The organism is Streptomyces sp. NPDC004111 (assembly GCF_042874215.1).
Lineage (GTDB): Bacteria > Actinomycetota > Actinomycetes > Streptomycetales > Streptomycetaceae > Streptomyces.
This window is the reverse complement of the sequence record NZ_JBIAMU010000008.1, coordinates 97,820-124,413: the sequence shown is the minus strand read 5'-3', so window position 1 is coordinate 124,413 and position 26,594 is coordinate 97,820. Positions and strand designations below refer to the sequence as shown.

Here is a 26,594-nt window from a genome sequence, read left to right as displayed (position 1 = left end):
TCCGGCGTGCTACAGCACCGCCCGCAGGAAGGCGAGCTCCTTCTCCATGAGCCGCTCCCGCACCCCGCCCGGCGTCAGATGGCTGACTCCCGGCAGGGTGAGCAGCTCGTGCTCCCGCCCGGCCGCCGTCAACGCCTCGGACAGCCGCAGGCTGTGGCTCGGGTGGACGTTGTCGTCGGCCAGCCCGTGGACCAGCAGCAGCGGCCTGCTCAGCCCCGCCGCGTCCTTGACCAGGCAGTCCTCCTCGTACACCCCGGGGTTGTCCGCCGGAATCCCCAGATAGCGCTCGGTGTAGGCGGTGTCGTAGGCGCGGAAGTCGGTGGGCGGGGCCCCCGCGACGGCCGCGTGGAACACGTCGGGCCGCCGCAGTACCGCGAGCGCGGCCAGATAGCCGCCGTACGACCAGCCGCGCACCGCCACCCTGGTCAGGTCCAGCTCCGGGTGCAGCGCGGCGAGTTCGTGCAGCGCCGCCACCTGGTCGTCCAGGGTGACCCGGGAGAACCCCCGGTACATGGCGTACGCGAAGGCGGGCGACACGTTGGAGGTGCCCCGGTTGTCGACCGTCACCACCGCGAAGCCCCGGTCGGCCCACCACTGCCGGTGCTGCTGGGCGCGCGGGTCGTTCGTGACGGCCTGGGCGCCGGGCCCGCCGTACACGTCGAGCAGGACGGGCAGCGGCTGTCCCGCCGCGTGTCCGCGAGGCAGCACCACGGCGGTCGGCAGCCGGTACGCGGTGACCCGGGCGAGCCGGGGCGCGACCCGGTACGGCAGCGGCTCGGAGAGGTCCCGCGGCGTCCACTCCCGCCCGCCAGGGGTGCGTACGGTGCGCCGCACCGCCTCCTCCCCGGGCCGCGCGGCCGTGATCAGCAGGTGGCCGGCGGCCACGGCGACGGTGTGCACACCCGGCCCGTCCGTGAGCCGGCGCAGGGCACCGGTGTCCGGGTCGACGAGGACGACATGCTGGTCGGCGGGCTCGTCGAACGCCGCGGTGACGACCAGCGAGCCCTCGAACTCGCCCTCCACCGCACGCACTTGCACCTCGTCGCCGGTCAGCAGCCGGCCGTCCACGGCCAGTGCGCGCGCCTTCTCCCCCGGAGTGTCGGCCGCCGTCAGCATCCGGCCGTCCGCGAGCCTCGCGGGCGTGCCCGGCAGCGGATCGACCCACAGCGGGTGCGCGGTCCGCGACAGCGGGCGCGTCGTCCCGGTGGCCGGGTCGGCGGAGAGCAGCAGGGCCTCCCGCTGGAGGCGGTCCTGCACGGTCAGCAGGATCTCGCCGTCCGACTCCCAGCTCGCGTCGGTGACATAGGGGTGGGCCGCGGCGTCCCACTCCAGCCGGACACCCCCGGCCCGCCCGTCCGCGGCGTCCGCCGCTCCGGCGTCCAGCACCCACAGCTGTACGTCCGCGTTGGGGCCGCCCACCCTCGGATAGGCGAAGTCGCCGCCGTAGTCGAAACGGGGGAGCGCCGACTCGTCGACCCGGGCGGCGAGCAGCGCCCGGCCGCCCGGGGCCCACCAGTGCCCGCGCGCGCGTCCCAGTTCCTCGGCCGCCGCGAACTCGGCGACACCCCAGCGGGCCCCGTCGTGCGGGGAGACGGCGCTGCGGTCCCCGCCGGGGGCCGCCCCGTCGCAGTAGGCGACGTACAGCCGGTCCTGGTGGACGTAGGCGACGCGCGAGCCGTCGGTGTTCGGCCGGGGGTCGAAGACCGGCCCCGGCGTGGGGATCTCCTCCGGCTTGCCGTCGGCGCCCGTGCCGGTGCGGAACAGCCGGCCGTACAGTGCGAAGACGGCGAAGCGGCCGTCGCCGGACAGGGCATAGGTGCCGATACCGGCGGCCGTCAGCCGGATGCGCTCCCGCAACTGCCGCTCCACGAGCGGGACTTCACCACCTCCGGGAGCGAGCACGCGGGGGTCGGCGAGCAGCCGCTCCTCGCCGGTGGTGGTGTCGAGCGCCCAGAGGGCGTCGTACGAGTCCGTCGGCCCGGCGGAGCGCAGGAAGCAGAGCAGCCGTCCCCCGGCGGCGAAGGCGGCGGCGCGCGGGGCGCCGTAGGAGAAGCGGCCGGTACGGGCGGAGAGGGCGAGGAACGGATCGGCGACGGGATCTGTAGACATGGGGGAATCGTCCCCCGGCCGCGCGACCCCGGTCAAGGATGTCACATATGAAATGGCACAGCGGGTTCGGAGGGTCGCGGTGCGCGGGGCGGTACGAGGACGGGGCGTACGGCGGAGGGGCAGGACCCGGGGCCCCGCCCCCCTTGGCATGGCGGGGCAGGACCCGGGGCCTGGAGCTACCCGGCCTTGTTCGCCACGTCGCCGAACGACAGTCCGGTGCCCGCCAGGTCCGCCCGGATTCCCTCCGGCTCCACCTTGATCTCGCGCAGCCGCAGCTCACCGGGGGTCTTCGGCAGCCGGAAGTTCATCGACAGCTTCTCCGAGAGCTCCGGCGGCCGCATCGCGAGCAGCGAGGCGATCATCTTCGGGTCGATGCCGACCTTCTCCAGCAGCCACGGGTGGTCGATCACCACGTCCACGAGGTTGAGCCCCATCAGCTGCTTCACGAACCGCGGCGACCCGGTCAGCCGGTGCAGTTCGGCCTCGCTGCTGAGCGCCTTGTCCACCCACTCCTTCGGTATGCCGAGCCGCTCCACCACGGCGGGCACCGCCAGCAGTTCCTTGACGCGTGCCGCCTGCTTGGCGAGCGCCGCCGCGGCCTGGGGGTGCAGCCGCAGGCCCGAGGTGGCGCGGTCCTTGCCGGGCCGGTACGTCACCAGGCCGGGGAGGTCCACCCGCATGTGGTCGATGGTGGTGGAGACCGCCTGGTCGCCGTCGCGCCTGATGTGCGCCTCGGCGCCGAGCAGTACCTTCGTGCCGGCGATCGGCAGCTCGCCGGTGACCTTGATCCTGTCGTGCCCGTCCTTCCTGAACTTGGCCTGGGACGAGCCGAGTTCACGGTTCAGGTCGTCGAAGGACAGCAGGACGTCGCCCTCCACGCTGCCGATGACGGCGCCCTGGATGGAGGTCGGCAGGCTGCCGACGATGCTGATGTCACGGGCCGTCGCCCGTACTTCGGCGATGGACACCCGGTCCGCGTCGACGTCGGGCACGGCGACGTCGACCCGGTCGAGACGCTTGTCGAAGACCTGGGTGAGGAACGGGAAGCCGTGGATGTCGACCTCGGGCCTGGTCGCCAGTTTCATCGACTTCTTCAGCTGGTCCTCGGCCTTGTTCTGCGCGTACAGCAGCGCGAACCGGTCGGCGAGCAGCAGGAAGGCCGCGCAGACCACTGCCGCCACGGCCACCTTGAGGACGACGGGCACGGCTGCCAGCCGGCTGCGTCCCCGGTGGTTCGGCGGCTGCCACTCGTCGTCCTCGTCGTCCTCGTCCGACTTCAGGCCGAGGCCCAGGAGTCCGACATCGGGCTCGTAGGCGCCGTAGTCGGGCTCGGGAGGAGCGAGACGGGCGAGCTCTTCGTACGGATTGGGCGGTTTGTCTTCTTCGTGGGGGCGTGCGGAATGCGCGTTCATGCGTGTGGGGGGTCGCATCGAAGCATCCCACCACGCGCACCACCCTCGAACGCAAGCTCGATGACCGTCTCCACCCCATTTGCCGGGGTATCCCGGCCGCTTGATCCGGAGTGGACGGTCCCGGCGGCGGCGGGCGCGTGACCAGCGTGTTCGCGACCGGACCCGGCCGACCGGGCGGCCGGTGCGCGCGCCCGCCCGACGGCCGCGCCCGGCCCCTACGGCAGCAGCCCGACCAGCGCGTCGCGCAGCCCGGAGTGCTCCGTCGACATGAAGCGGTGCAGGGTGCGCGAGCCGAGGGCCACCCGCTGGGCGCTGCGGCGCCGTTCCGCGTCGTACGCCCGCAACGCGCCCGGCAGGTCGGGCCGTTCGGTGACCGCCCGGGTCAGCGCCTCCGCGTCCAGTACCGCCGTGCACGCGCCCTGCCCCAGGTTGGGCGTCATGGCGTGCGCCGCGTCGCCGACCAGGGCGATCCTGCCGCCGTGGACGAAGGTGGGCAGCGCGGGGTGGAGATGGCGCATCTCGTACCGGATCCAGTGTGCCGGGTCGGTCTCGGCGAGCAGCCGGGGGATCGGGTCGTGCCAGCCCTCGAAGTGGCCGCGCAGCTCGTCGGCGGTGGTCGCTCCGGGCACCGTGGCGTACCAGTTGGTGCGCCACGGCTCTACGGGCGTCATCCCGAAGAACCGGCCGCGGCCCCAGGTCTCCCCGTACGTCCCGCTCTCGAAGTCGGCGATGCCGATCCAGGCGACGGTGCCGATCTCGCGGGGTCCGCTGCGGGCGCCGAACGCGGCGGTCCGCACCGCGCTGCGGATGCCGTCCGCGCCGACCACCAGGTCGTGCCCGGCCACCAGGGCGTCCACGGCCGCCGCGTCCCGGACGTTCTCGCCGAACTTCAGCGGGACGTCGCCGAACCGCTCCAGCCCGGCGAGCAGCGCCCGGATCAAGTGGGGCCGGGCGATGAGCAGTTCGGGGCGGCCGGCCTTCTTCTCGATGCGCTCCAGCGGGAGGCTCGCCAGCACCTTGCCCGCGGGATTGCGGATCCGTGCGCCGCGGTACGGCACCGCGCGGTCGCGCAGCACCTCGCCGAGCCCGAGGCGCTCCAGGGCGGTCTGCGCGCCGGGGTGGATGCCGAAGGCGGCCCCGTAGTCCTCCAGGCCGGCCCGCCGTTCGAGGACCGTGACGCTCCAGCCGGCCCGGCGCAGACCGATCGCCGTGGCCAGCCCGCCGACCCCCGCACCCACGACCACTGCCGTTCGAGCCATGACGTACTCCCGCTCATCGCCGTGCGTCTTCGCTACCACAACTGTGGTACCACGGCTGGGGTAGTCTTGGCCAGGTGAATCAGGAACGACGTGACCGGCTGCGGGACGCCGCCATGGCGGTGCTGGCCGAAGCGGGCGGCCGGGGCCTCACGCACCGGGCCGTCGACAGCGGGGCCGACGTGCCGCCGGGCACCGCCAAGAACTACTTCCCCACCCGCGACGCCCTGCTGCGCGCGGTGGCCGAGCGCTGCCTGGAGCAGTACCGGGAACTGGCGGCGCGGTCGGCGGGCGGCCCGCCGCCCGCCGACCGCGAGGCCCTGACGGCGATGCTCGGCGCCCTGCTGGCCGACGTCGCGGGACCGGGCCGCAGCCGTCTCCTCGCCTACCTGGAACTCCAGGCCGAAGCGGCCCGCCGCCCGTGGCTGTCGGCGGTCCTCGACCCCATCGCGGCGGCCGACTTCGCGGGCCTGGAGGCGGCCCAGCTCGCCGCCGGCCTGCCGGTCACCCGGGAGCGCGCGGCCACGGTCACCCTGGCGCTGCACGCCGCCATCCCCCACCTGCTGGCGGACGGCCCGGCCACCCTGGCGGCCGCGGGCCTGGACGACCCCGTCCGCTTCGCACGGAACCTGCTGGCGGCGGTGTACCCGGAGGCCGGGGCGGCGGGGGACTGAGCGTCCGGGCGGCGGCCGTCGCGACCGCAGGCGCGGGCGCGCCCCGTACGCGAAAGCGCCGTGCGCCGGCCGTTCCCCGGAGGGAGGGCCGGCGCACGGCGCGCCGGTGTGCCGCGAAGCGAGGGCGGGGCGGGAGCGCCCCTAGATGTCGCGGAAGATCTCGATCTGCGCGCCCACCGAGTTCAGGCGCTCCGCCAGGTCCTCGTAGCCGCGGTTGATGACGTACACGTTCCGCAGCACCGAGGTGCCTTCGGCGGCCATCATCGCGAGGAGGACGACCACGGCCGGGCGCAGGGCCGGCGGGCACATCATCTCCGCCGCGCGCCAGCGGGTCGGGCCCTCGACCAGGACGCGGTGGGGGTCCAGGAGCTGGAGACGGCCGCCGAGGCGGTTGAGGTCGGTGAGGTAGATCGCGCGGTTGTCGTAGACCCAGTCGTGGATCAGCGTCTGGCCCTGCGCGGTGGCGGCGATGGCCGCGAAGAAGGGCACGTTGTCGATGTTGAGGCCAGGGAAGGGCATCGGGTGGATCTTGTCGATCGGCGCTTCGAGCTTCGAGGGGCGGACCGTGAGGTCGACGAGCCGGGTGCGGCCGTTGTCCGCGTGGTACTCGGCGGAACGGTCGTGGTCCAGGCCCATCTCCTCCAGGACCGCCAGCTCGATCTCCAGGAACTCGATCGGCACCCGGCGGATCGTCAGCTCGGACTCCGTGACGACCGCGGCGGCCAGCAGGCTCATCGCCTCGACCGGGTCCTCGGAGGGGGAGTAGTCCACGTCCACGTCGATCTCCGGGACGCCGTGGACCGTCAGGGTGGTGGTGCCGACGCCGTCGACCCGCACGCCCAGCGCCTCCAGGAAGAAGCACAGGTCCTGGACCATGTAGTTGGAGGACGCGTTGCGGATGACGGTCGTGCCGTTGTGGCGGGCGGCGGCCAGCAGCGCGTTCTCGGTCACCGTGTCGCCGCGCTCGGTCAGCACGATCGGGCGGTCCGGGCCCGCCGACTTCTCGACCTCGGCGTGGTAGATGCCCTCGGTCGCCGTGATGTCCAGACCGAACCGGCGCAGCGCGATCATGTGCGGCTCGATGGTGCGGGTGCCGAGGTCGCAGCCGCCCGCGTACGGCAGCTTGAAGCGGTCCATGCGGTGCAGCAGCGGGCCCAGGAACATGATGATCGAGCGGGTGCGGCGGGCCGCGTCCGCGTCCATCGCGGCCATGTCCAGGTCCGCCGGCGGGACGATCTCCAGGTCCTTGCCGTCGTTGATCCAGCGGGTCCGCACGCCGATCGAGCTCAGTACCTCCAGAAGGCGGTACACCTCCTCGATCCGGGCGACCTTCCGCAGCACCGTGCGGCCCTTGTTGAGGAGGGTGGCGCACAGGAGGGCGACACAGGCGTTCTTGCTGGTCTTCACCTCGATGGCACCGGACAGGCGGCGACCACCGACCACCCGGAGGTGCATCGGACCCGAGTACCCCAGCGACACGATCTCGCTGTCCAGGGCTTCACCGATTCGGGCGATCATCTCAAGGCTGATGTTTTGATTGCCGCGCTCGATCCGGTTCACCGCGCTCTGGCTGGTCCCCAGGGCGTCCGCGAGCTGCGTCTGTGTCCAGCCACGGTGCTGACGCGCGTCACGGATGAGCTTGCCGATGCGTACGAGGTAGTCGTCTGCCATGGGGGAAGGCTATCTCAGATATGAGATGACAACTCACCGGGATGGGCCGGAGGGGTGAGGGACATGTCGGATCGTCAGTTCCCGGCGGGCGTCCGGGCGGCGCGGACCGGCCCGTGCGCCGGGCGCCTCGCGCCGCGCCGGGAGCCTCACACCAGTTCGACGCGGGCGAGCTTCCCGATCTCCAGCGCCACCCACAGCGCGCCGTCCGGGCCCAGGGTGAGGCCGTGCGGTTCGGAGGCGGGGGAGGGGAGGTCGTAGGAGTCCACGCGGCTGCCGTCCAGGGCGATCCGGCCGATCCGGCCCGCGCCCCACTCGGTGAACCACAGCGCGCCGTCCGCGCCGGTCACCAGGGCGTGCGGGCGGGCCGCCCGGTCGGGCAGCGGGAATTCCTCGATGGCACCGTCGGGGGCGATCCGGCCGATCTGTCCGGCGAGGATCTCCACCCACCAGACCGCGCCGTCCGCTCCGGCCGCGATGCCGACCGGGCCCGCGCCGGGCGTCGGCAGCGGGTGGATCTCGATGCCGGTGCCGTCCAGGCGGATCGACCCGACGGCATTGGCCTGGTTCAGGGTGAACCACATCCGGTCGCCGCCGGGGCCCGCGACGAGGGCCGACGGGAAACCGCCGGTGACCGGCAGTTCGAACTCGGTCACCTCGCCGTCGGGGGCGATCCGCCCGATCCGGTCGGTGTGGAACTCGGTGAACCACATCGCGCCGTCCGCGCCCGCCGCGACCCCGTAGGGACCGGACCCGGGGGTCGGCGGCGCGAAGCTGCTGAGCGTGCCGTCCACGGCGACGCGCCCGATCCGGTGCCCCTGGAACTCGGTGAACCACAGGGCGCCGTCCGGCCCCGGGGCGATCACCGTCGGGTTCCCGTCGCTCTGCGGGAGCGGGTACGAGGACGCCTCGCCGCCCGCCGCGGGGAACCGGCCGATGCTCCCCTCGTGGACCTTGGTGAACCACAGGGCGCCGTCCGGCCCGGCGGCCACCCCGTAGGGCCCCGCCTTGCCGTCGGACACCTCGAACTCGGTGATCCGCACACGGGGGCGGCCGGACGGCGGGGATGCGGTGGGTGACATGGGCGCGACTCCTCGGGGGTGGGGTGCGGGTGATCGCAAACCCTAACTCGGGCCGCTGCCGCACCGGTTGACTCCCGCCCCTGCTGCCCGCGCGGCGACGCGGCATGCACCGTGCCCCGACGTGCTTCGCCGTGCCGGGTGCCACGGTCGCGGACGGGTGTGCGAGCCTCGTCGGCCGCGCCGCGGGCCCCGGCGGGTCGGCCGGGCGCCCCGTCCGCCGGTCCCAATCGCCGGATTCCGGCCCGGCCGCGTGACGCACGGCTCAGGCCCGGACGTGGCCGACGGCGACTCCTGGGCATGACCGAACAGCGGCCATGTACTAGAGTTATCTCGACATCGAGATATCTGCCCAGCGCGCCGCAGTCGCCACTTCTCGGTAAGGGTTACCTAACTAAGCCTTACCTTAGCGGGTCTGCCCGGAGGTGTGACGGCAGGATTGCGGTAGAACGCGCACTTTTTTGAAGAAGGAGACTGTCGTGTCGGCGAACAGCTTCGACGCCCGCAGCACGCTGCGCGTGGGCGACGAGTCGTACGAGATCTTCAAGCTGGACAAGGTCGAGGGCTCCGCGCGCCTCCCTTACAGCCTGAAGGTGCTGCTGGAGAACCTGCTCCGCACGGAGGACGGCGCGAACATCACCGCCGACCACATCCGCGCGATCGGCAACTGGGACTCCCAGGCTCAGCCCAGCCAGGAGATCCAGTTCACGCCGGCCCGCGTGATCATGCAGGACTTCACCGGCGTGCCCTGCGTCGTGGACCTCGCCACGATGCGTGAGGCCGTCAAGGAGCTGGGCGGCGACCCGGCGAAGATCAACCCGCTGGCCCCGGCCGAGCTGGTCATCGACCACTCCGTCATCGCCGACAAGTTCGGCACCGCCGGCGCCTTCCAGCAGAACGTGGAGCTGGAGTACGGCCGCAACAAGGAGCGCTACCAGTTCCTGCGCTGGGGCCAGACCGCCTTCGACGAGTTCAAGGTCGTCCCCCCGGGCACCGGCATCGTCCACCAGGTCAACATCGAGCACCTCGCCCGCACGGTCATGGTGCGGGGCGGCCAGGCGTACCCCGACACCCTCGTCGGCACCGACTCGCACACCACCATGGTCAACGGCCTGGGCGTGCTGGGCTGGGGCGTCGGCGGCATCGAGGCCGAGGCCGCGATGCTCGGCCAGCCGGTCTCCATGCTGATCCCGCGCGTCGTCGGCTTCAAGCTGACCGGCGAGCTCCCGGCCGGCACCACCGCCACCGACCTCGTCCTGACGATCACCGAGATGCTGCGCAAGCACGGCGTCGTCGGCAAGTTCGTCGAGTTCTACGGCGAGGGCGTCGCCGCCACCTCGCTCGCCAACCGCGCCACCATCGGCAACATGTCGCCGGAGTTCGGCTCCACCGCGGCGATCTTCCCGATCGACGACGAGACGCTGAAGTACCTGCGTCTGACCGGCCGCGACGCCCAGCAGGTCGCGCTCGTCGAGGCGTACGCCAAGGAGCAGGGCCTCTGGCTCGACCCGGCCGCCGAGCCCGACTTCTCCGAGAAGCTGGAGCTGGACCTCGCGACGGTCGTCCCGTCCATCGCCGGCCCCAAGCGCCCGCAGGACCGCATCGTCCTCGCCAACGCCGCCCAGCAGTTCGCCGTGGACGTACGCAACTACGTCGCCGACGACGAGGAGGCCGGCAAGGAGTCCTTCCCGGCGTCCGACGCCCCGGCCACCGCCAACGGCACCCCGTCGAACCCGGTCACCGTGACCGCCCCCGACGGCTCCACCTACGAGCTGGACCACGGTGCGGTGACGGTCGCGGCCATCACCTCCTGCACCAACACCTCCAACCCGTACGTGATGGTCGCCGCCGCGCTCGTCGCGAAGAAGGCCGTCGAGAAGGGCCTGACCCGCAAGCCGTGGGTCAAGACCACCCTCGCCCCGGGCTCCAAGGTCGTCACCGACTACTTCGACAAGGCCGGGCTCACCCCCTACCTCGACAAGGTCGGCTTCAACCTGGTCGGCTACGGCTGCACCACCTGCATCGGCAACTCGGGCCCGCTGCCCGACGAGGTCTCCAAGGCCGTCAACGACAACGACCTCGCGGTCACCTCGGTCCTCTCCGGCAACCGGAACTTCGAGGGCCGCATCAACCCCGACGTCAAGATGAACTACCTGGCCTCCCCGCCGCTGGTCGTCGCGTACGCCCTCGCGGGCTCCATGAAGGTGGACATCACCAAGGACGCGCTGGGCATCGACCAGGACGGCAAGCCGGTCTACCTGACCGACATCTGGCCGACCGAGGCCGAGGTGAACGACGTCGTCGCCAACTCCATCGGCGAGGACATGTTCAACAAGTCCTACCAGGACGTCTTCGCGGGCGACGCCCAGTGGCAGGCCCTCTCCATCCCCACCGGCAACACCTTCGAGTGGGACAACGAGTCCACCTACGTGCGCAAGCCCCCGTACTTCGAGGGCATGACGATGGAGACGACCCCGGTCGAGGACATCTCCGGTGCGCGCGTGCTGGCCAAGCTGGGCGACTCGGTCACCACCGACCACATCTCCCCGGCCGGTGCGATCAAGGCCGACACCCCGGCCGGCAAGTACCTCACCGAGCACGGTGTCGAGCGCCGGGAGTTCAACTCCTACGGCTCGCGCCGCGGCAACCACGAGGTCATGATCCGCGGCACCTTCGCCAACATCCGCCTGCGCAACCAGATCGCGCCGGGCACCGAGGGCGGCTTCACGCGTGACTTCACGCAGGCCGACGCCCCGGTCTCGTACATCTACGACGCCTCGCAGAACTACCAGGCCGCCGGCACCCCGCTGGTCATCCTGGCGGGCAAGGAGTACGGCTCGGGCTCGTCCCGCGACTGGGCCGCCAAGGGCACCGCGCTCCTGGGCGTCAAGGCCGTCATCGCCGAGTCCTACGAGCGCATCCACCGCTCGAACCTCATCGGCATGGGCGTCCTCCCGCTCCAGTACCCGGAGGGCGCCTCGGCGGAGTCCCTCGGCCTGACCGGCGAGGAGACCTTCTCCATCACGGGCGTCACCGGCCTCAACGAGGGCGGCATCCCGGAGACCCTCAAGGTGAAGGCGGGCGACGTCGAGTTCGACGCCAAGCTCCGCATCGACACCCCCGGCGAGGCGGACTACTACCGCAACGGCGGCATCCTGCAGTACGTCCTGCGCTCGCTGATCCGCAGCTAGTACGGGCCGGTCGCCGGTAGCTCCACGAAGAAGGGCCGCACCCCACGGGGTGCGGCCCTTCCTTCATGACGGTGGATCAGAACATCAGGCGGTACTGCTGGTAGCCCGTGCCCACCTTGCCGCGCGCGGCGACGGGGGCGACGGCGTTGCCGGTGCCCGAGTGGCGCCACAGCGTGCCCGAGGAGTCCCGCGCGACGATGTCGACGATGCCGTCCATGTCGAGGTCGCCCGCACCCTGGACCAGGTTGTACTGGTTCCAGCCGGTACCGATCTTGGTCGGGTACTTGAAGGGCTTGGCGATGTCGCCCGTTCCGGCGTGCAGCCAGAGCGTGCCCGAGGAGTCCCGGGCCACGACGTCCGCGAAGCCGTCCCCGCTGATGTCGCCGAGACCGGCGATCAGGTTGTACTGCTGCCAGCCGGTGCCGACCTTGGTGCGGCCGGTGGTGCGGCCGTCGGCGGTGCCCTGGTGGACCCAGAGGGCGCCGGTGGAGTCACGGCCGATGAGGTCGTACGCCGCGTCGCCGCCCAGGTCACCGGGGGAGAAGGAGCGGTTGTAGGTGTTCCACCCCGGGCCGACCAGGACGCTGTCGGTGTCACCGGTGTAGTAGAGCTCGCCGGTGGACAGCCAGTCCCAGATGCCGTCGATGGCGCCGTCGCCGTCGACGTCCACCTGGGCGGAGTTGGTGGAGGTGTAGCCGTCGGTCACGAAGTCGCGGGCGGCCAGGCCGCCGTTGAAGTCCGGCTTGTGCATGTACAGGTCCGAGCCGGTGGCCCCGAACGTGCCCTTGACCACCGCGGGGGCCACGGCGGCCGGTGCGGCGGCACGCGACTTCCGCGGTGCGGCGGCACGGTCCGCCTTCTTGACGGAGACGGCCGCGTCGGCCGCCTTGTCGCGCTGCGGGTTGTCCGCGGCGTGGGCACCGGTCGTGGTGGCCACGAGTGCCGCGGCCACCGCCGCGACGGTCGCGCGGGACAGGAAACGTCCGTGCTTACGGCCAGAGAGTTCGGCCACGTATGACTCCAGGGGCATGAAGGAGCCGTGACGCATCCTCAGGGGTGCGTCACGGCTCCGGCAGGATCTATCCACGTCATCTTCACATGGCAATTACCTCTCGGGAATTGGTATTTGAAGTGCGTGAACGATCATTTCAGGGCAATTGATGATTACTTGGGGGCGTAATCAGGACAGCAGCTCCAGCTCCGCGACCGTGCCGCCGGCCGGGTCCGGGAGCAGCCGGTAGTGCGCGTACCTGCCCGGGGCGCGTACCGAGAAGGCGCGGGTCTGGTGGTCCCAGGCGAACTCCTCGCCGGTCCGCCTGTCCAGGACGTCCCACTTCTTGCCGTCCGCGGAGCCCTGGAGCACCCAGCCCCGCGGGGCCTTCGTGCGGTCGGCGGAGGTGAGGGTGTACTGGATCGCGCGGGTGGGGGCGGCCACCGGGATGTCCGTCTCCGCCGTCAGCGGTGCCTGAGTGGCCGACGTGTTGTCGAAGAGCGGGCCCTGTCCGGCGGCCACGTCGGTGCGCGGCGCGGGGGTCCTGTCGTCCTGGGTGATGGAGACGGGAGCGGCGCCCCGGCCCGAGCCCCAGGCGGTGGGGCGGTCGCCCATCGCGAAGTCCAGGGTGCCGCCGCGCGCCAGGAGGTCGTGCGGGAGGGCGGTGGAGTTCCAGGGCTTCCCGTTCACCCGCAGCGACTGGACGTAGATGTTCTTCGCGCTGTTCTTCGGGGCGCGCACGGTCAGGGTGCGGCCGTTCTCCAGGCGGACGGTCGCCTTGGTGAAGAGCGGGGAGCCGACGGCGTACTCGCCGCTGCCCATGACGAGGGGGTAGAAGCCGAGCGAGGAGAAGAGGAACCAGGCCGACTGCTCGCCGTTGTCCTCGTCGCCGTGGTAGCCCTGGCCGATCTCACTGCCGGTGTAGAGGCGGGAGAGCACCTCGCGGACCTTCTCCTGGGTCTTCCAGGGCTGCGAGGCCGCGTTGTACATGTAGGTGGCGTGGTGGGCGACCTGGTTGGAGTGCCCGTACATGCCCATCCGGACGTCGCGGGCTTCGGTCATCTCGTGGATGACGCTCCCGTAGGAACCGGTGAACTCGGGGGACGCCGTCTCCGGGGTGGCGAAGTAGGTGTCCAGCTTCTTCCCCAGACCGGAGCGCCCGCCGTAGAGGTTGGCCAGGCCCCGGCTGTCCTGCGGGGCGGTGAAGGCGTAGCCCCAGCCGTTGGTCTCGGTGTAGTCGTAGCCCCAGACGCGCGGGTCGTACTTCTCCGAGGGGACGCGCCAGGCGCCCGCCAGGTCGCGGCCCTGGAAGAAGCCGGCCTTGTCGTCGAAGAGCTTCACGTAGTTCTGCGCCCGGTTGAGGAAGTAGGCCGACTCCTCCTTGTAGCGGGCCTTCTTCGTCTTCTTGTAGAGCGCCTCGCCCATCTTCGCCAGGCCGTAGTCGTTGAGGTAGCCCTCCAGCGACCAGGACAGGCCCTCGTGGGTCTTGGTCGAGGCGTAGCCGAGGAAGGGGGAGGTGTCCATGCCCTTGCGGCCGACGCCGGAGAAGGGCGGCAGGACGGTGGCGTTCTTCAGGGCCGCCTCGTACGCGGCGCTCGCGTCGAAGTCGACGCCCTTGACGTACGCGTCGGCGAACGCGACGTCCGAGGAGGTGCCGGTCATCAGGTCCGCGTACCCCGGCGAGGACCAGCGGGAGATCCAGCCGCCGTCCTTGTACTGCTGCACGAACCCGTCGACCAGCTTCCCCGCCTTCTTCGGCGTGAGGAAGGAGTACGCGGGCCAGGTCGTGCGGTAGGTGTCCCAGAAGCCGTTGTTGACGTACACCTCACCGTCGACGATCTTCGCGCCGGTGTGGGTGGGGGTGTCGGGTCCGGTCTGCGGCGAGAAGGGGCTCGCGTACTTGGTCTTCCCGTTCACCTTCTCGTGCCCGGAGTTGGGGTACAGGTAGAGCCGGTAGAGGCTGGAGTAGAGGGTGGTCAGCTGGTCGTGGCTCGCGCCCTCGACCTCGACGCGGCCCAGGATGTCGTCCCAGGCGTCCTGCGCGCGGTCGCGGATCCGCTCGAAGCGGGAGCCCGCCGGGATCTCGGCGGCCAGGTTCGCCTTCGCCTGGTCGACGCTGATCAGCGAGGTCGCCAGCCGCAGCGTGACCTTCTTGTCGGCCGACGGCTTGAAGCGGAGGTAGCCGGTCACGTCCGCGCCACCGCCGCCGCTCAGCTTGCCGCTCGCGGTGACCGGCGCGTCGAAGACGCCGTACACGAAGAGCCTGGTGGCGCCGGTGGACAGGCCGCTCTTGACGTCGGAGAAGCCGGTGAAGGAGCTGGTCGCCGCGTCCAGGGTGAGACCGCCGTCGTTGGAGACGTTGTCGAAGACGATGCTGGCGTCGTCACCGGGATAGGTGAAGCGCATCATCGCCGCGTGGTCGGTCGGCGTGATCTCGGTGCGCAGCCCGTTCTCGAAGGTCACCCCGTAGTAGTGCGGCTTCGCGGTCTCCTTCTCGTGGCGGAAGGGCAGCGCGCGGGCCGTGCGGGAGGCGTCCGGGGTGCCGGCGGCGGCCGACGGCATCACCTGGAAGGTCTGCCGGTCGCCCATCCAGGGGCTCGGCTCGTGGCTCGCGCTGAACGCCTGGAGGGTGGGCAGGTTGTCGCTGTTGTTGCCGCGCGCGTAGTCGTACAGCCAGCTCGTGGATCCGGCGTTGGTCACCGGGGTCCAGAAGTTGAAGCCGTGCGGGACGGCGGTGGCGGGGATGTTGTTGCCGCGCGAGTAGGAGCCGGAGGAGTTCGTGCCCCGGGTGGTGTTCGCGTAGTCCGAGAGGCGGGCCGGCCGCTTCTCGGGGGCCTTCTCCGCGATCCGTACGTCGTCGATCCAGCCGCGGAACTTGGCCGGGCCCTTCGGGTTGTCGTACGCCACCAGGATCCGGTCGACGGTCTTGCCGGCCGCGACCGCGCCGATCCTCGACGCCTTGTGGTTCCACTGGTTGGCGTACAGCGTTTTGGACGCGCCCTGGCCCTGCGGGGAGAGCACCGCGCCGTGCTGGTCGAGGGCGCGCAGGTCGCTCAGGTAGGTGCCGTCGGTGAAGGCGAGGTCCACCGCCACGTTGGTGGCCGGGTAGGAGAGGTCGGTGTCCTTGCCGTCCTCGCCCGCCGGGAGGGAGGGGAAGACCCGGTAGGACAGCTCGGTGTTCCGGCCCACCCGGGTGTTCACGTCGAAGACCTTGTTGTACGAGTAGCCGCGGCCGTCCGCCTTGTGGGTGCCCGCGTAGCGCAGCGCCCGCTTGCCGGTGAAGCCCGCGCCCGACTTGGCGGTGGGGGAGCCGGAGGGGCCCCGGTCCACCTGGCTGCGCATGTCCTCGGGGATCGGGGAGGAGGTGTCCCCGTTGGAGAACTGCACGTCCGCCAGTTGGAGGATGGGCGCACCACCGTTACGGGTGATCTCCAGCCGGTAGTGCGGGTAGGCGGTGTCGTTGGCGAAGGAGAACGTCCTGGTCTGGAAGCGGGACGTGAAGGTCTCGTCCTTGCGGGTGTCCAGCGTCTTCCAGGTCTTGCCGTCGGTGGAGCCCTGGAGGGTCCAGTCCTTGGGGTCGCGCTCGGCGGCGTCGTTGGCCGAAGTCAGCGCGTACGTGACGACCTTGGCCGGTTCGTCCAGGTCGAACTCGACCCAGCCCATCGGCAGGAACGTCAGCCATTTGCTGCCGGGGGTGACGTCGACCAGGTTCTCCTTGACCTCGCCGCCCGCCGTGTTCTCGGCGCTGGCCCGCAGCGCGGTGACCCGGTCCGTCACGTTGCCGGGGATGCCGGCCACGTCCCCGCCGTCGACACCGGCGGTCCGCTTGCGCCCCTGTGCGTCCGTTTCGACGGTGTTGCGCCAGGTGGGGGCGGGTTCGTCCGCCTCGAAGGAGGAGCTGAACGTCCCCGCGGCAGGCGGGGGTTGGGAGGGCTGTGCCGGTACGGCGACGGCGGCCGACGGCGCCAGCAGGGCGAGTGACAGCGCACCCGCGGCGAGGCTCGCGAGGGCCGCCGAGGCGCCCCCGCCAGGTCTGGTTCCGGTTCTCCGACTGGGCGGCATCCCGCAGGCTCCCTTTACTTGGACAACGTTGTCATGAGCGTACGTACCCCCAGTAGGGAGCCAAGTTGCCAGTGGTGTCAAGGGTGTTGTGACAAGACCCGTTGGACAAAAGTGGGCCTAGATATCCAAGAGGTCTCAACTAGGGAAAGATGGCTGCTCAACCTTGCTTTCGATCTTGCCCAGTTGGCGGGAAGTGGACTATACCTATCGGCGTCCGCACTGCCGTCGAAACCGGCTGCGGACCAGGGGGAACGGGGAACACGGGGGCGGTGGAAGAAGCCCCTTCGCGCACTCCGGAAATTCCGCTGAATCATTCGAGTCGACCGACCGCGGTGGCGGGACCTTCGCCCGAGGCGCATTCCTGGTGCTTCTTGTGCGGGGCAACTCCGGTACACCGCCTGAGTCCTGAAGAGGGCGAGGACTTGAGCATGGGACCCACCCACGTCAACCGTCGTGACGTACTGAAGAGGACGGCGGCCGCCGGTCTGCTCGCGGTGCCCGGAGTCGGTGCCCTCAGCTCGTGTGCGAGCGGCGGCGGATCCGGGGAAAAGGCCGAGAAGGGCACGAAGTCCGACAAGAACCCGCTCGCCGTGAAGGAGGACGCCGCGCTGTCGGTGTACATCTTCAACGGCGGCTACGGTGACAAGTACGCGCAGTTCGTCACCGACATGTACCAGAAGCACTACCCCAAGTCGAAGGCCGGACAGAAGTCCACGGAGAAGATCGCCACCCAGCTCCAGCCGAAGATCGTCCGGGGCAATCCGTCGGCGGACGTGATCAACAACTCCGGCGCCGACCAGATGAACATCAGCAAGCTGGTGCACAACAAGCAGGTCGCCGACTTCTCCGAGCTGCTCGACGCGCCCTCCTGGGACGACCCCAAGGTCAAGGTCCGCGACACCCTCTCGCCCGCCATGCAGCCGATGGGCGCCTTCGGCACCAAGGGCTGCTACCAGCTGAACATCGCCATGACGGCGTACGGCAACTGGTACTCGGACCGGATGCTGAAGGAGACCCTGGAGGTCGAGTACCCCAAGACCTGGGACCAGATGATCGAGGTCTGCAAGAAGGCCAAGGCCAAGGGCATCCACGGCTGGAGCTACCCCGGCGGCCACCCCCGCTACATGCTCTTCTCCATGTACGGCATGTTCGCGCAGGCCGGCGGCCGTCCGGTGCTGGACGCCATGGACTACCTGGAGCCCAACGCCTGGAAGCACGACGCCGTGAAGTCCGTCTTCGAGGCGTTCGAGGAGCTCGTCGCCAAGAAGTACGTCCTCACCGGCTTCGACGGCACCGAGGCCCACACCGAGATGCAGACCGCCTGGACCAAGGGCAAGTGCGTCTTCGTGCCCAACGGCTCCTGGGTGGAGAACGAGGCCAAGGACACCACGCCCAAGGGCTTCGAGATGCGGGTCGGCGCCACCCCGTCGCTCGGCAAGAGCGACGTCATGCCCTTCGGCACGCTGTACGCCCCGCCCGGCGAGCCCTTCATCGTCCCGGCCAAGGCGGCCAACCTCCAGGGCGGTCTGGAGTGGATGCGGATGATGTACAGCAAGGAGGCGGCCAAGAACTTCTTCAAGGAGGTCGGCTCCATTCCCGCCGTCACCGGCGCGATCGAGGGCGTACAGCTCCCGCCGGGCACCGACAGCGCGCAGAAGGCCATCACCGCGGCCGGCGACAACATCGTCATCCCCTTCTTCAAGGAGTGGTACGGCGAACTCTTCACCGAGGACTTCAACGCGGTGATGGGCAAATTCATGATGGGCGACATGTCGACCAAGGAGGCCCTGGACACCATGCAGAAGGCCGCCGACCGGGTCGCCAAGGACCCCGACGTGACAAAGATCAAGAAGGCCTGACGCAAACACAGGGTTGACGCGGGCCCGGTACTCGGCGGGCCCGCATCGAAGTACGTGACGCGCGCCGCGGGCGCGCGTACGAGCGGGTGAAATCGGAGCGGCATGAGCATTGAGACACGGGCGGAAAAGCCCCCCAACCGGCTGTTGTTCCTGCTGGCAGTTCTCCTGCCGCCCCGATTCACCCCGGAACGGGTGCGCTACGACCGCAGATACCGCACGCTCGACAAATACCGTTTCATCGTGGGATTCCTGGCGATTCCGCTTGCCTTCTACGCGCTGTTCGTCATCTCGCCCTTCATTCAGGCGATTTACTACTCGTTCACCGACTGGGCGGGCGGGCCGATCGCGAATTTCATCGGCTTCGACAACTACGTCAAGATGTGGAACGACGAGCGGTTCTGGGACTCGGTCACCACCAGCCTCACGCTGCTGGTGATCGCCCCGGTCATCACCCTGATCCTGGGCATGTTCTTCGCCTACATGATCACCGCGGGCGGCCGGCACCGTAAGGGCCAGGCCATCGCGGGCGTCGCCGGCTCCTCGTTCTACAAGGTCGTCTACTTCTTCCCGCAGGTCCTCTCCGTCGCGATCATCGCGGTGGTCTGGGGCCGGGTCTTCAACACCAACAGCGGTCTGCTCAACGGCGGCCTGAACTCCCTCGGCATCAAGGGGCCCGCCTGGCTGGGCGGCGAGTACAGCCTCGCCCTGATCGCGGTGCTGACGGTCATCTGCTGGAGCTTCGTCGGCTTCTACGTGGTGCTGTTCTCGGCGGCGATGGGCGCCATCCCCAAGGACATCTACGAGGCCGCCCTGCTCGACGGGGCGGGCCGCGGCACCACCTTCTTCAAGGTCACGCTGCCGCTGATCTGGGACACCGTGCGCACCGGCTGGATCTACATGGGCATCCAGGCCCTGGACTCCTTCGCGATCGTCCTCGTGATGATGCCCAAGCACGCCATGAAGGTGACCCCGGTCTTCCTCTACGAGCGGTTCCGGGACGGCCAGTTCGGCTACGCCACCGCCATCGGCGTCGTGCTCCTGGTCCTCAGCGTGGTGTTCTCCATGATCATCATGCGGGTCGGGAACCGCGACCGGATCGAATACTGAGAAGACCTGGGAGCCACAGCACCATGACGACACTCGACGCCGGGGCCCGGTCCGACGGATCCGCCGCGCCCGCGCCCGCAGCCGCACCGCCCAAGCAGGTCCGCGAGGGCGCCACCCTCAACGTCTTCTCGCACGCCTTCCTCGTCCTGTGGGTGGTGATGGCCGCCGGACCGCTGATCTGGGTCGCGATCACCGCATTCCGCACCTCGGGCGACATCCTGAACGACCCGATGGGGCTGCCGTCCTCGCTGCACTGGGAGAACTTCGCCAACGCCTGGACCAAGGCGCACATCGGCCAGTACGCGCTCAACTCGCTGGTCATCCTGGCCGGATCGCTGACCGGCACCATGCTGCTCGGGTCGATGGCCGCCTATGTGATCGCCCGCTTCACCTTCCCCGGCAACCGGCTGGTCTTCATGCTCTTCGCGGGCGGCATGATGTTCCCGGTGATCCTGGCGCTGATCCCGCTGTTCGCGGTGATGGAGAACTTCCAGCTGCTGGACACCAAGCTCGGCCTGATCATCTCGTACATCGCCTACTCGCTGCCCTTCACCACCTTCTTCCTGACCTCCTTCTTCCGCACGCTGCCCACCGGCGTGCAGGAGGCGGCCATGATGGACGGCGCCTCGCACACCCGGACGTTCTTCCAGATCATGCTGCCGATGGCCAAGCCGGGCCTGGTCAGCATCGGCATCTTCAACTTCCTGGGCCAGTGGAACCAGTACCTGCTGCCGCTGCTGCTCAACAGCGAGAACGAGACGAGTTACGTGCTGCCGCAGGGCCTGGCCTCGCTCGCCATCGCCCAGGGCTACCGGGGCGACTGGGGAGCGCTCTTCGCGGGCCTGACGATCGCCATGGTCCCGGTGCTCGTGGTGTACGCGGTGTTCCAGCGCCAGGTGCAGGCGGGCCTCACCGCGGGTGCCCTCAAGTAGGCCTCCGGGCGACTTGTGCAGGAACCCTTTTGAAGCCTCATTTCGGCTTGGACACGAAAGTGGTCTAGGCCTGTTGCGTCTTCGCGGAGGCTGAGTAGTGTCTGCGCCACGGCGCTGCGGGGAGATCTTCACCCGGGCCGGTGGGTCCGGGGCCGACCCCGGGACGAGACTGCAAATCGACGCTGATGTCGAAGGGTTGGACAGCATGAGGAATCGGGTTATCGCCACCGGTGCGGCAACGCTCGTGATGGCACTGGGGCTCACCGCCTGCGGTGGCGACGGTGACGGTGGCGGCGGCGAGGGCAAGGGCAAGACCATCAAGGTCGTCGCCGCCGACTACGGCGACAAGGCCTCCAACGCCTCGAAGATCTTCTGGGACAAGGTCGCCAAGGACTTCGAGGCGGCCAACGCCGGCTACAAGGTCGATGTCCAGATCATCAACTGGAACGACATCGACAAGAGCGTCACCAGCATGGTCCAGGCGGGCAACGAGCCCGACATCCTGCAGACCGGCGGCTACGCGGACAAGGTCGCCGACGACCTGCTCTACAAGGTCGACGACGTGCTCTCCCCGGCCACCAAGGCCAACATCGTCCCCGCGTTCGCCAAGGCGGGCGAGGTCAAGGGCGCCGCGTACGGCATCCCGTGGGTCTCCTCCAGCCGGGTGCTCTTCTACAACAAGACGGTCTTCAAGGCGGCCGGCATCACCAAGCCGCCGACCACCTGGGCCGAGGTCGCCGAGGCCGCGAAGAAGATCAAGGACAAGAAGGCCGCGGACACCCCCTACGCCCTCCCGCTCGGCCCCGAGGAGGCCCAGGGCGAGAGCATGATGTGGGAGATGGGCAACGGCGGCGGCTACACCGACGCCGGCGGCAAGTACACGATCAACAGCCCGCAGAACATCGAGACCTTCAAGTGGCTCCAGGACAACCTGGTCAAGCCCGGTCTCACCTACCCCAACCCCGCCTCCACCGACCGCAAGACGGCCTTCGCCGACTTCGCGGGCGGCAAGGTCGGCATGATGAACGGTCACCCGAGCGTCGTCCAGATGGCCCAGGAGGGCAAGGTCGACTACGGCGTCACCACCATCCCCGGCAAGACCGGACCGCTGCAGAACACCCTCGGTGTCGCCGACTGGACCATGGCGTTCAAGGACGGCAAGGCCGAGAAGGAAGCGGTGAAGAAGTTCCTCGACTTCACGTACACCAAGAAGAACCTGGTGGCGTTCGCCGAGATGTACAACTTCATGCCGGTCACCACCGACGCGGTCGCCGAGATGAAGGCCAACCCGAAGCACGAGTCGCTGAAGCCCTTCTTCGAGGCGCTGCCGACGGCGAAGTTCTACCCGGTCAACGACACCGCCTGGGACGTCATCTCCGCCGAGATCAAGAAGACCGGTGGCAAGGCCGCCAGCGAGGACCCGAAGACGGTCCTGGACGACCTGCAGAAGAAGGCCGAGGACGCGGCCAAGAACGCCAAGTAAGGCGCGGCACAAGCCCGTTCAGCTCGTACCTCGCACCCTCTCCCAGGAGAAACCGTGTCACTCAAGGCCCCTCCGTCCCCCGCCGAGACCGGCGGGGGACGGGGCGGGCGCGCGCCCAGGCCGGTGAGCCGCCGCAGCGGACTGGCCAGGCTCGGCCCGCTGCCCTGGATTGCGCCCGTCATCCTGCTGATCCTCTTCGTGGTCGTCTGGCCGGTCGTCGAGCTGATCCGCACGTCGTTCCTGAACATCTCCGTCTCCGGCAAGGTGCGCGGCAGCGCCGGGACCGACAAGTACAAGAAGCTCTTCGAGGAGACCGACCTCGGCGCCGTCCTGCTGTGGACGGTGATCTGGACGGTCGTCGTCGTGGCCTTCACGATGCTTCTGTCGCTGGCCCTCGCCCAGCTCTTCAACCAGAAGTTCCCCGGCCGCACGATCACCCGGTGGGCGCTGATCGCCCCCTGGGCGGCCTCCGTGCTGATGACCGCCGTCGGCTTCAAGTGGATGCTCAACCAGACGGCCGGCGTGCTGAACACGCTGATGATGGACCTCGGGCTGATCGACGGGCCCAAGGACTGGCTGGGCGACTCGTCCACCGCCTGGCCGTGGATGATGGCCGTCGCCGTCTTCGTGTCGCTGCCCTTCACCACCTACACGCTGCTCGCCGGGCTCCAGACCATTCCCGGTGAGGTCTACGAGGCCTCGCGCATCGACGGTGCGGGGACCTGGCAGACGTACCGGCACATCACCCTGCCGATGCTGCGTCCGGCGTTCCTGATCGGCGTGGTCATCAACCTGATCAACGTCTTCAACTCCTTCCCGATCATCTGGGCCATGACCCAGGGCGGTCCCGGCTACGACACCTCCACGTCGATGGTGTTCATGTACAAGCTGAAGGAGACCGACCTCGGGGAGTCGGCGGCCATGTCGGTCGTCAACTTCGTGCTGGTCGTGGTGCTCGTGCTGATCTTCCTGAAGGTCAGCCGCTGGAACGAGGAGGACTGATGGCCACCGCTACGGCCGCCCGGCCGAAGACGACGGGGCCCTCTCTCAGGCCCCCCAAGCGCACCTTCAAGCCGCGCACCCTGGTGATCGCCGTCGTCGCCTGGGGTCTGGCCGCGCTCTTCCTGGCCCCGTACCTCGAAATGATCATCACCGCGCTGCGTCCGAAGTCGGAGCTGCGCGACCGCACCTATCTGCCGAGCAGCTTCGAGTGGGCGAACTTCGTCAACGTCTGGAAGGACTCCACGCTCGGCCAGAACCTCCAGGTGACGCTGCTGGTCGCGGGCGGCGCGACGGTGCTGGTGCTGCTGGTGGCGCTGCCGGCCGCGTACTACACGGCGCGGATGAAGTTCCGGGGGCGGAAGTTCTTCCTGCTGCTGGTGCTGGTCACCCAGATGTTCCAGCCGACGGCGCTGCTGATCGGTCTGTACCGGGAGTTCTTCCAGCTGGGCATGCTGAACTCGGTCTGGACGCTGATCATCACCAACGCGGCGTTCAACCTCGCCTTCGCGGTGTGGATCCTGACCGCCTACATCGGCTCCATTCCGGCGGAGCTGGAGGAGGCGGCGATGGTGGACGGCACCAGCAGGTTCGGCGCGATGATCCGGGTGACGCTGCCGCTGGCGCTGCCCGGCGTGGTGACCGCGCTCATCTTCACGTTCATCACGACGTGGAACGAGTTCGCGATGGGGCTGACCCTCACCACCGACCCGGCGAGCCAGCCGCTGACGGTGGGCATCAACAACTTCATCGGTGCCTACACGGTGCAGTGGAACTACCTCTTCGCCGCGTCCGTGGTGGCGATCGTGCCGGTCGTCGTCCTGTTCGCGTTCATCGAGCGGCACGTGGTGTCCGGACTGACCGCGGGATCGGTCAAGTAGGGCCCGAGACCCCGCGCGTACGCGACCAAGCGCCTGTCGACCACGGTCGGCAGGCGCTTTTGTGTGTGCGGGAGGTGAACGGGGGAGCGCGGCGCAAGCTCTTCGGTCCAGGCCTTGACGGGAGCGGGCGGCAAAGTCTCTGCTTAGGGTTCACATGTTGGAAGAACGGCGGGGCCCCACAGGCGCGGCCCCGGAGCGGACGGCCGTCGTGCCGTCCGCCGGGATCAGGAGTGGATGAGTCGATGGAGACTCCGGGGTCGCAGACCTCTTTGCACCGGGCCAACCTGGAGCGGGTCGTGCGCGCGGTGCGCATGGCGGGCTCGCTGACCCAGGCGGAGATCGCGAGAAGCACCGGTCTCTCCGCGGCCACGGTCTCCAACATCGTGCGCGAGCTGAAGGACGGCGGGACGGTCGAGGTCACCCCGACCTCGGCGGGCGGGCGCCGGGCCCGCAGCGTGTCCCTGAGCGGTGACGCGGGCGTCGTCATCGGCGTCGACTTCGGCCACACCCACCTGCGGGTGGCGGTCGGCAACCTGGCCCACCAGGTACTCGCCGAGGAGTCCGAGCCGCTGGACGTCGACGCCTCCGCGGCCCAGGGCTTCGACCGGGCGGAACAGCTGGTGAAGCGGCTGATCGGGGCCACCGGGATCACCCAGGACAAGGTCATCGGCGTCGGTCTGGGCGTGCCGGGCCCCATCGACGTGGAGTCCGGGCGGCTGGGCTCCACGGCGATCCTGCCGGGCTGGCAGGGCATCAACCCGAGCGAGGAGCTCTCGGCGCGGCTCGGGGTTCCGGTGTACGTGGACAACGACGCCAACCTCGGTGCGCTGGGCGAGCTGGTGTGGGGCGCCGGGCGCGGGGTGAAGGACCTCGCGTACATCAAGGTCGCCAGCGGTGTCGGCGCGGGTCTGGTGATAGACGGCCGGGTCTACCGCGGGCCCGGCGGCACGGCGGGCGAGATCGGGCACATCACCCTCGACGAGTCGGGCCCGGTCTGCCGCTGCGGCAACCGCGGCTGCCTGGAGACCTTCACGGCGGCCCGTTACGTGCTGCCGCTGCTGATGCCGGGCCACGGCCCGGACCTGACCATGGAGCGCGTCGTGCGGCTCGCCAAGGACGGCGACCCGGGCTGCCGCCGGGTGATCGCGGACGTCGGCCGGCACATCGGCAGCGGGGTGGCGAACCTGTGCAATCTGCTCAATCCCAGCCGGGTCGTCCTCGGCGGTGATCTCGCCGAGGCCGGTGAGCTGGTGCTCGGCCCGATCCGCGACTCGGTGTCGCGGTACGCGATCCCGAGTGCGGCGCGGCAGCTGAGCGTGCTGCCGGGGGCGCTCGGCGGCCGTGCGGAGGTGCTCGGCGCGCTCGCTCTGGTGCTGAGCGAAATGGGAGATTCCACGCTTCTCGACACGTCCCGAGCGGCCAACTCGGCTGCCACGGACGAGCGTTCGGCCCCCGCCTTCACTTAGATAACGAATGGCACCGTTGTTATCTCGTTAAGGGTTTACTCCTTGACGCTATGGCGACGCGCGAGTTGACTTCTCGACACCTCGGCCGCAACGACGCGGCCTCGTCAGGGAGGCAATCCACATGAACGCAATGACGCGTCGCGTCGTCATAGCCACGGCCGCGATCTCCATGGCCGTCTCGCTCTCCGCCTGCGGCAAGGCGGGCGAGAGCGACAAGGGTGACGGTGGCACGAAGGGCGGCAGCGGCAGCCTGGGCAAGACCATCGGCCTGCTGCTGCCGGAGAACAAGACCACCCGCTACGAGACCTTCGACCGCCCCATCATGGAGGCGAAGATCAAGGAACTCTGCGCGGACTGCGAGGTCAAGTACAACAACGCCGCGCAGGACATCGAGACGCAGAAGAAGCAGTTCGACGCGCTCGTCACGCAGGGCGTCAAGGTGATCATCTTCGACGCCGTCGACTTCAAGGCCCCCAAGGCGTGGATCACCCAGGCGGCCAAGCAGGGCGTCAAGGTCGTCGCGTACGACCGCCTCACCGAGGGCCCGATCTCCGCGTACGTCAGCTACGACAACGAGAAGATCGGCACCCTCCAGGGCCAGGCCCTGGTCAAGGCCCTGGGCGCGAAGGCCAAGGACTCCAACGTCGTCATGATCAACGGGTCCCCGACCGACCCGAACGCCGGCTTCTTCAAGAAGGGCGCCGAGGAGGTCCTGAAGAAGGAGACGAAGAAGATCGTCTACTCCCAGGACATCCCGGACTGGTCCCCGGACGAGGCGAACAAGAAGATGGGTGCCGCCATCGACTCGCTCGGCAAGGACGGCTTCCAGGGCGTCTACTCGGCCAACGACGGCATGGCCGGCGGCATCATCACCGCACTGAACAAGCAGGGCGTCAAGGTCCCGGTCGGCGGCCAGGACTCCGAGCTCGCCGGTCTCCAGCGCATCCTGTCCGGCGCCCAGTCCTTCTCGATCTACAAGCAGATCAAGCCGGAGGCCGAGACCACCGCCGAGATCGCGGTGCGGATCCTCAAGGGCGAGAAGTTCGACGACCTCGCGCCGCTCAAGGTGGACAGCATCTCCGGAGAGTTCAAGGGCACCCCGTCCAAGCTGTACGACGCGCAGATCGTCACCAAGGACAACATCGACGACACGCTGATCAAGGACAAGGTCTACAAGGCGTCCGAGATCTGCACGCCGGAGTACAAGAAGGCCTGCGACGCGGCGGGTATCAAGTAACTCCCGCTTCTGGTACGTGAGTCGGAGCGCCCCCGCACACCCGGCCGCCCCGTACCGAGAGGTGCGGTGGCCCCCCCCCCCCCCGGGGGGGCCCCCGGCGCCCCCCCCCCCCCCCCCCCCGGCCCCCCCCGGGCCCCCCCCCCCCCCCCCCCCCCGGCAGGCGGCGGAGGGGATGATTAACCTGTCCG

General features: G+C 69.6%; 17 protein-coding genes. 10 read left to right on the top strand and 7 right to left on the bottom strand.

Going from position 1 to position 26,594, the window contains the following annotated elements; all coding sequences use genetic code 11:
* Positions 1-9: 9 nt before the first annotated feature.
* From ACFYVL_RS17640 to ACFYVL_RS17630, 3 genes are all read right to left on the bottom strand, one after another.
* Complete coding sequence (locus ACFYVL_RS17640) at positions 10-2,109, bottom strand: prolyl oligopeptidase family serine peptidase (RefSeq protein WP_389245619.1); 2,100 nt, start codon at positions 2,107-2,109, stop codon at positions 10-12.
* A 176-nt stretch (positions 2,110-2,285) separates the two neighbouring features.
* Positions 2,286-3,521, bottom strand: coding sequence for a DUF2993 domain-containing protein (locus ACFYVL_RS17635; protein WP_389245617.1), 1,236 nt, complete (start codon positions 3,519-3,521; stop codon positions 2,286-2,288).
* A 215-nt stretch (positions 3,522-3,736) separates the two neighbouring features.
* On the bottom strand, positions 3,737-4,780 hold the full coding sequence (locus ACFYVL_RS17630; RefSeq protein ID WP_389245615.1) for an FAD-dependent oxidoreductase: 1,044 nt from the start codon (positions 4,778-4,780) through the stop codon (positions 3,737-3,739).
* A 74-nt stretch (positions 4,781-4,854) separates the two neighbouring features.
* On the opposite strand from ACFYVL_RS17630, the gene ACFYVL_RS17625 reads away from it, so the two are divergent.
* On the top strand, positions 4,855-5,451 hold the full coding sequence (locus ACFYVL_RS17625) for a TetR/AcrR family transcriptional regulator (RefSeq protein WP_389245613.1): 597 nt from the start codon (positions 4,855-4,857) through the stop codon (positions 5,449-5,451).
* Between the two features lie 141 nt (positions 5,452-5,592).
* Here ACFYVL_RS17625 and ACFYVL_RS17620 read toward each other — a convergent pair whose 3' ends face one another.
* Positions 5,593-7,122 (bottom strand): helix-turn-helix domain-containing protein, encoded by a 1,530-nt coding sequence (locus ACFYVL_RS17620; RefSeq protein WP_389245611.1) that lies wholly within the window; start codon positions 7,120-7,122, stop codon positions 5,593-5,595.
* Positions 7,123-7,268: 146 nt separating this feature from the next.
* Positions 7,269-8,201: a virginiamycin B lyase gene (locus ACFYVL_RS17615; RefSeq protein ID WP_389245609.1), complete on the bottom strand. Its 933-nt coding sequence runs from the start codon at positions 8,199-8,201 to the stop codon at positions 7,269-7,271.
* A gap of 476 nt (positions 8,202-8,677) precedes the next feature.
* Here ACFYVL_RS17615 and acnA point away from each other — a divergent pair, with 476 nt between their 5' ends.
* The gene (gene acnA, locus ACFYVL_RS17610) at positions 8,678-11,389 is read left to right on the top strand and encodes an aconitate hydratase AcnA (protein WP_389245607.1); all 2,712 of its coding nucleotides are present in this window, start codon (positions 8,678-8,680) and stop codon (positions 11,387-11,389) included.
* Positions 11,390-11,465: 76 nt separating this feature from the next.
* Here the strand turns inward: acnA and ACFYVL_RS17605 are convergent, their stop codons facing one another.
* Together ACFYVL_RS17605 and ACFYVL_RS17600 are read right to left on the bottom strand one after the other, a co-directional pair.
* The gene (locus ACFYVL_RS17605; protein ID WP_389245605.1) at positions 11,466-12,401 is read right to left on the bottom strand and encodes an FG-GAP repeat domain-containing protein; all 936 of its coding nucleotides are present in this window, start codon (positions 12,399-12,401) and stop codon (positions 11,466-11,468) included.
* A 168-nt stretch (positions 12,402-12,569) separates the two neighbouring features.
* Entirely contained in the window at positions 12,570-16,442 is a 3,873-nt protein-coding gene (locus ACFYVL_RS17600) for a GH92 family glycosyl hydrolase (RefSeq protein WP_389245603.1), read from the bottom strand.
* Between the two features lie 428 nt (positions 16,443-16,870).
* Here ACFYVL_RS17600 and ngcE point away from each other — a divergent pair, with 428 nt between their 5' ends.
* The 8 genes from ngcE (at position 16,871) to ACFYVL_RS17560 (ending at position 26,406) form a co-directional block, all read left to right on the top strand.
* On the top strand, positions 16,871-18,301 hold the full coding sequence (gene ngcE, locus ACFYVL_RS17595) for an N-acetylglucosamine/diacetylchitobiose ABC transporter substrate-binding protein (protein WP_389245601.1): 1,431 nt from the start codon (positions 16,871-16,873) through the stop codon (positions 18,299-18,301).
* A gap of 102 nt (positions 18,302-18,403) precedes the next feature.
* Complete coding sequence (locus ACFYVL_RS17590; protein ID WP_389245599.1) at positions 18,404-19,408, top strand: carbohydrate ABC transporter permease; 1,005 nt, start codon at positions 18,404-18,406, stop codon at positions 19,406-19,408.
* 23 nt (positions 19,409-19,431) lie between these two features.
* Entirely contained in the window at positions 19,432-20,340 is a 909-nt protein-coding gene (locus ACFYVL_RS17585) for a carbohydrate ABC transporter permease (protein ID WP_389245597.1), read from the top strand.
* Positions 20,341-20,545: 205 nt separating this feature from the next.
* Positions 20,546-21,823: an extracellular solute-binding protein gene (locus ACFYVL_RS17580; protein ID WP_389245595.1), complete on the top strand. Its 1,278-nt coding sequence runs from the start codon at positions 20,546-20,548 to the stop codon at positions 21,821-21,823.
* Between the two features lie 54 nt (positions 21,824-21,877).
* Positions 21,878-22,825 (top strand): carbohydrate ABC transporter permease, encoded by a 948-nt coding sequence (locus tag ACFYVL_RS17575; protein WP_389245593.1) that lies wholly within the window; start codon positions 21,878-21,880, stop codon positions 22,823-22,825.
* A complete protein-coding gene (locus ACFYVL_RS17570; RefSeq protein WP_389245591.1) occupies positions 22,825-23,703 on the top strand; it encodes a carbohydrate ABC transporter permease in 879 nt (292 codons plus the stop codon). The genes ACFYVL_RS17575 and ACFYVL_RS17570 overlap by 1 nt, the downstream gene beginning before the upstream one ends.
* Positions 23,704-23,945: 242 nt before the next feature.
* Positions 23,946-25,169 (top strand): ROK family protein, encoded by a 1,224-nt coding sequence (locus tag ACFYVL_RS17565; protein WP_389245589.1) that lies wholly within the window; start codon positions 23,946-23,948, stop codon positions 25,167-25,169.
* A 121-nt stretch (positions 25,170-25,290) separates the two neighbouring features.
* Positions 25,291-26,406, top strand: a complete 1,116-nt coding sequence (locus ACFYVL_RS17560) for a sugar ABC transporter substrate-binding protein (protein WP_389245587.1) — start codon at positions 25,291-25,293, stop codon at positions 26,404-26,406.
* Positions 26,407-26,594 lie beyond the last annotated feature (188 nt).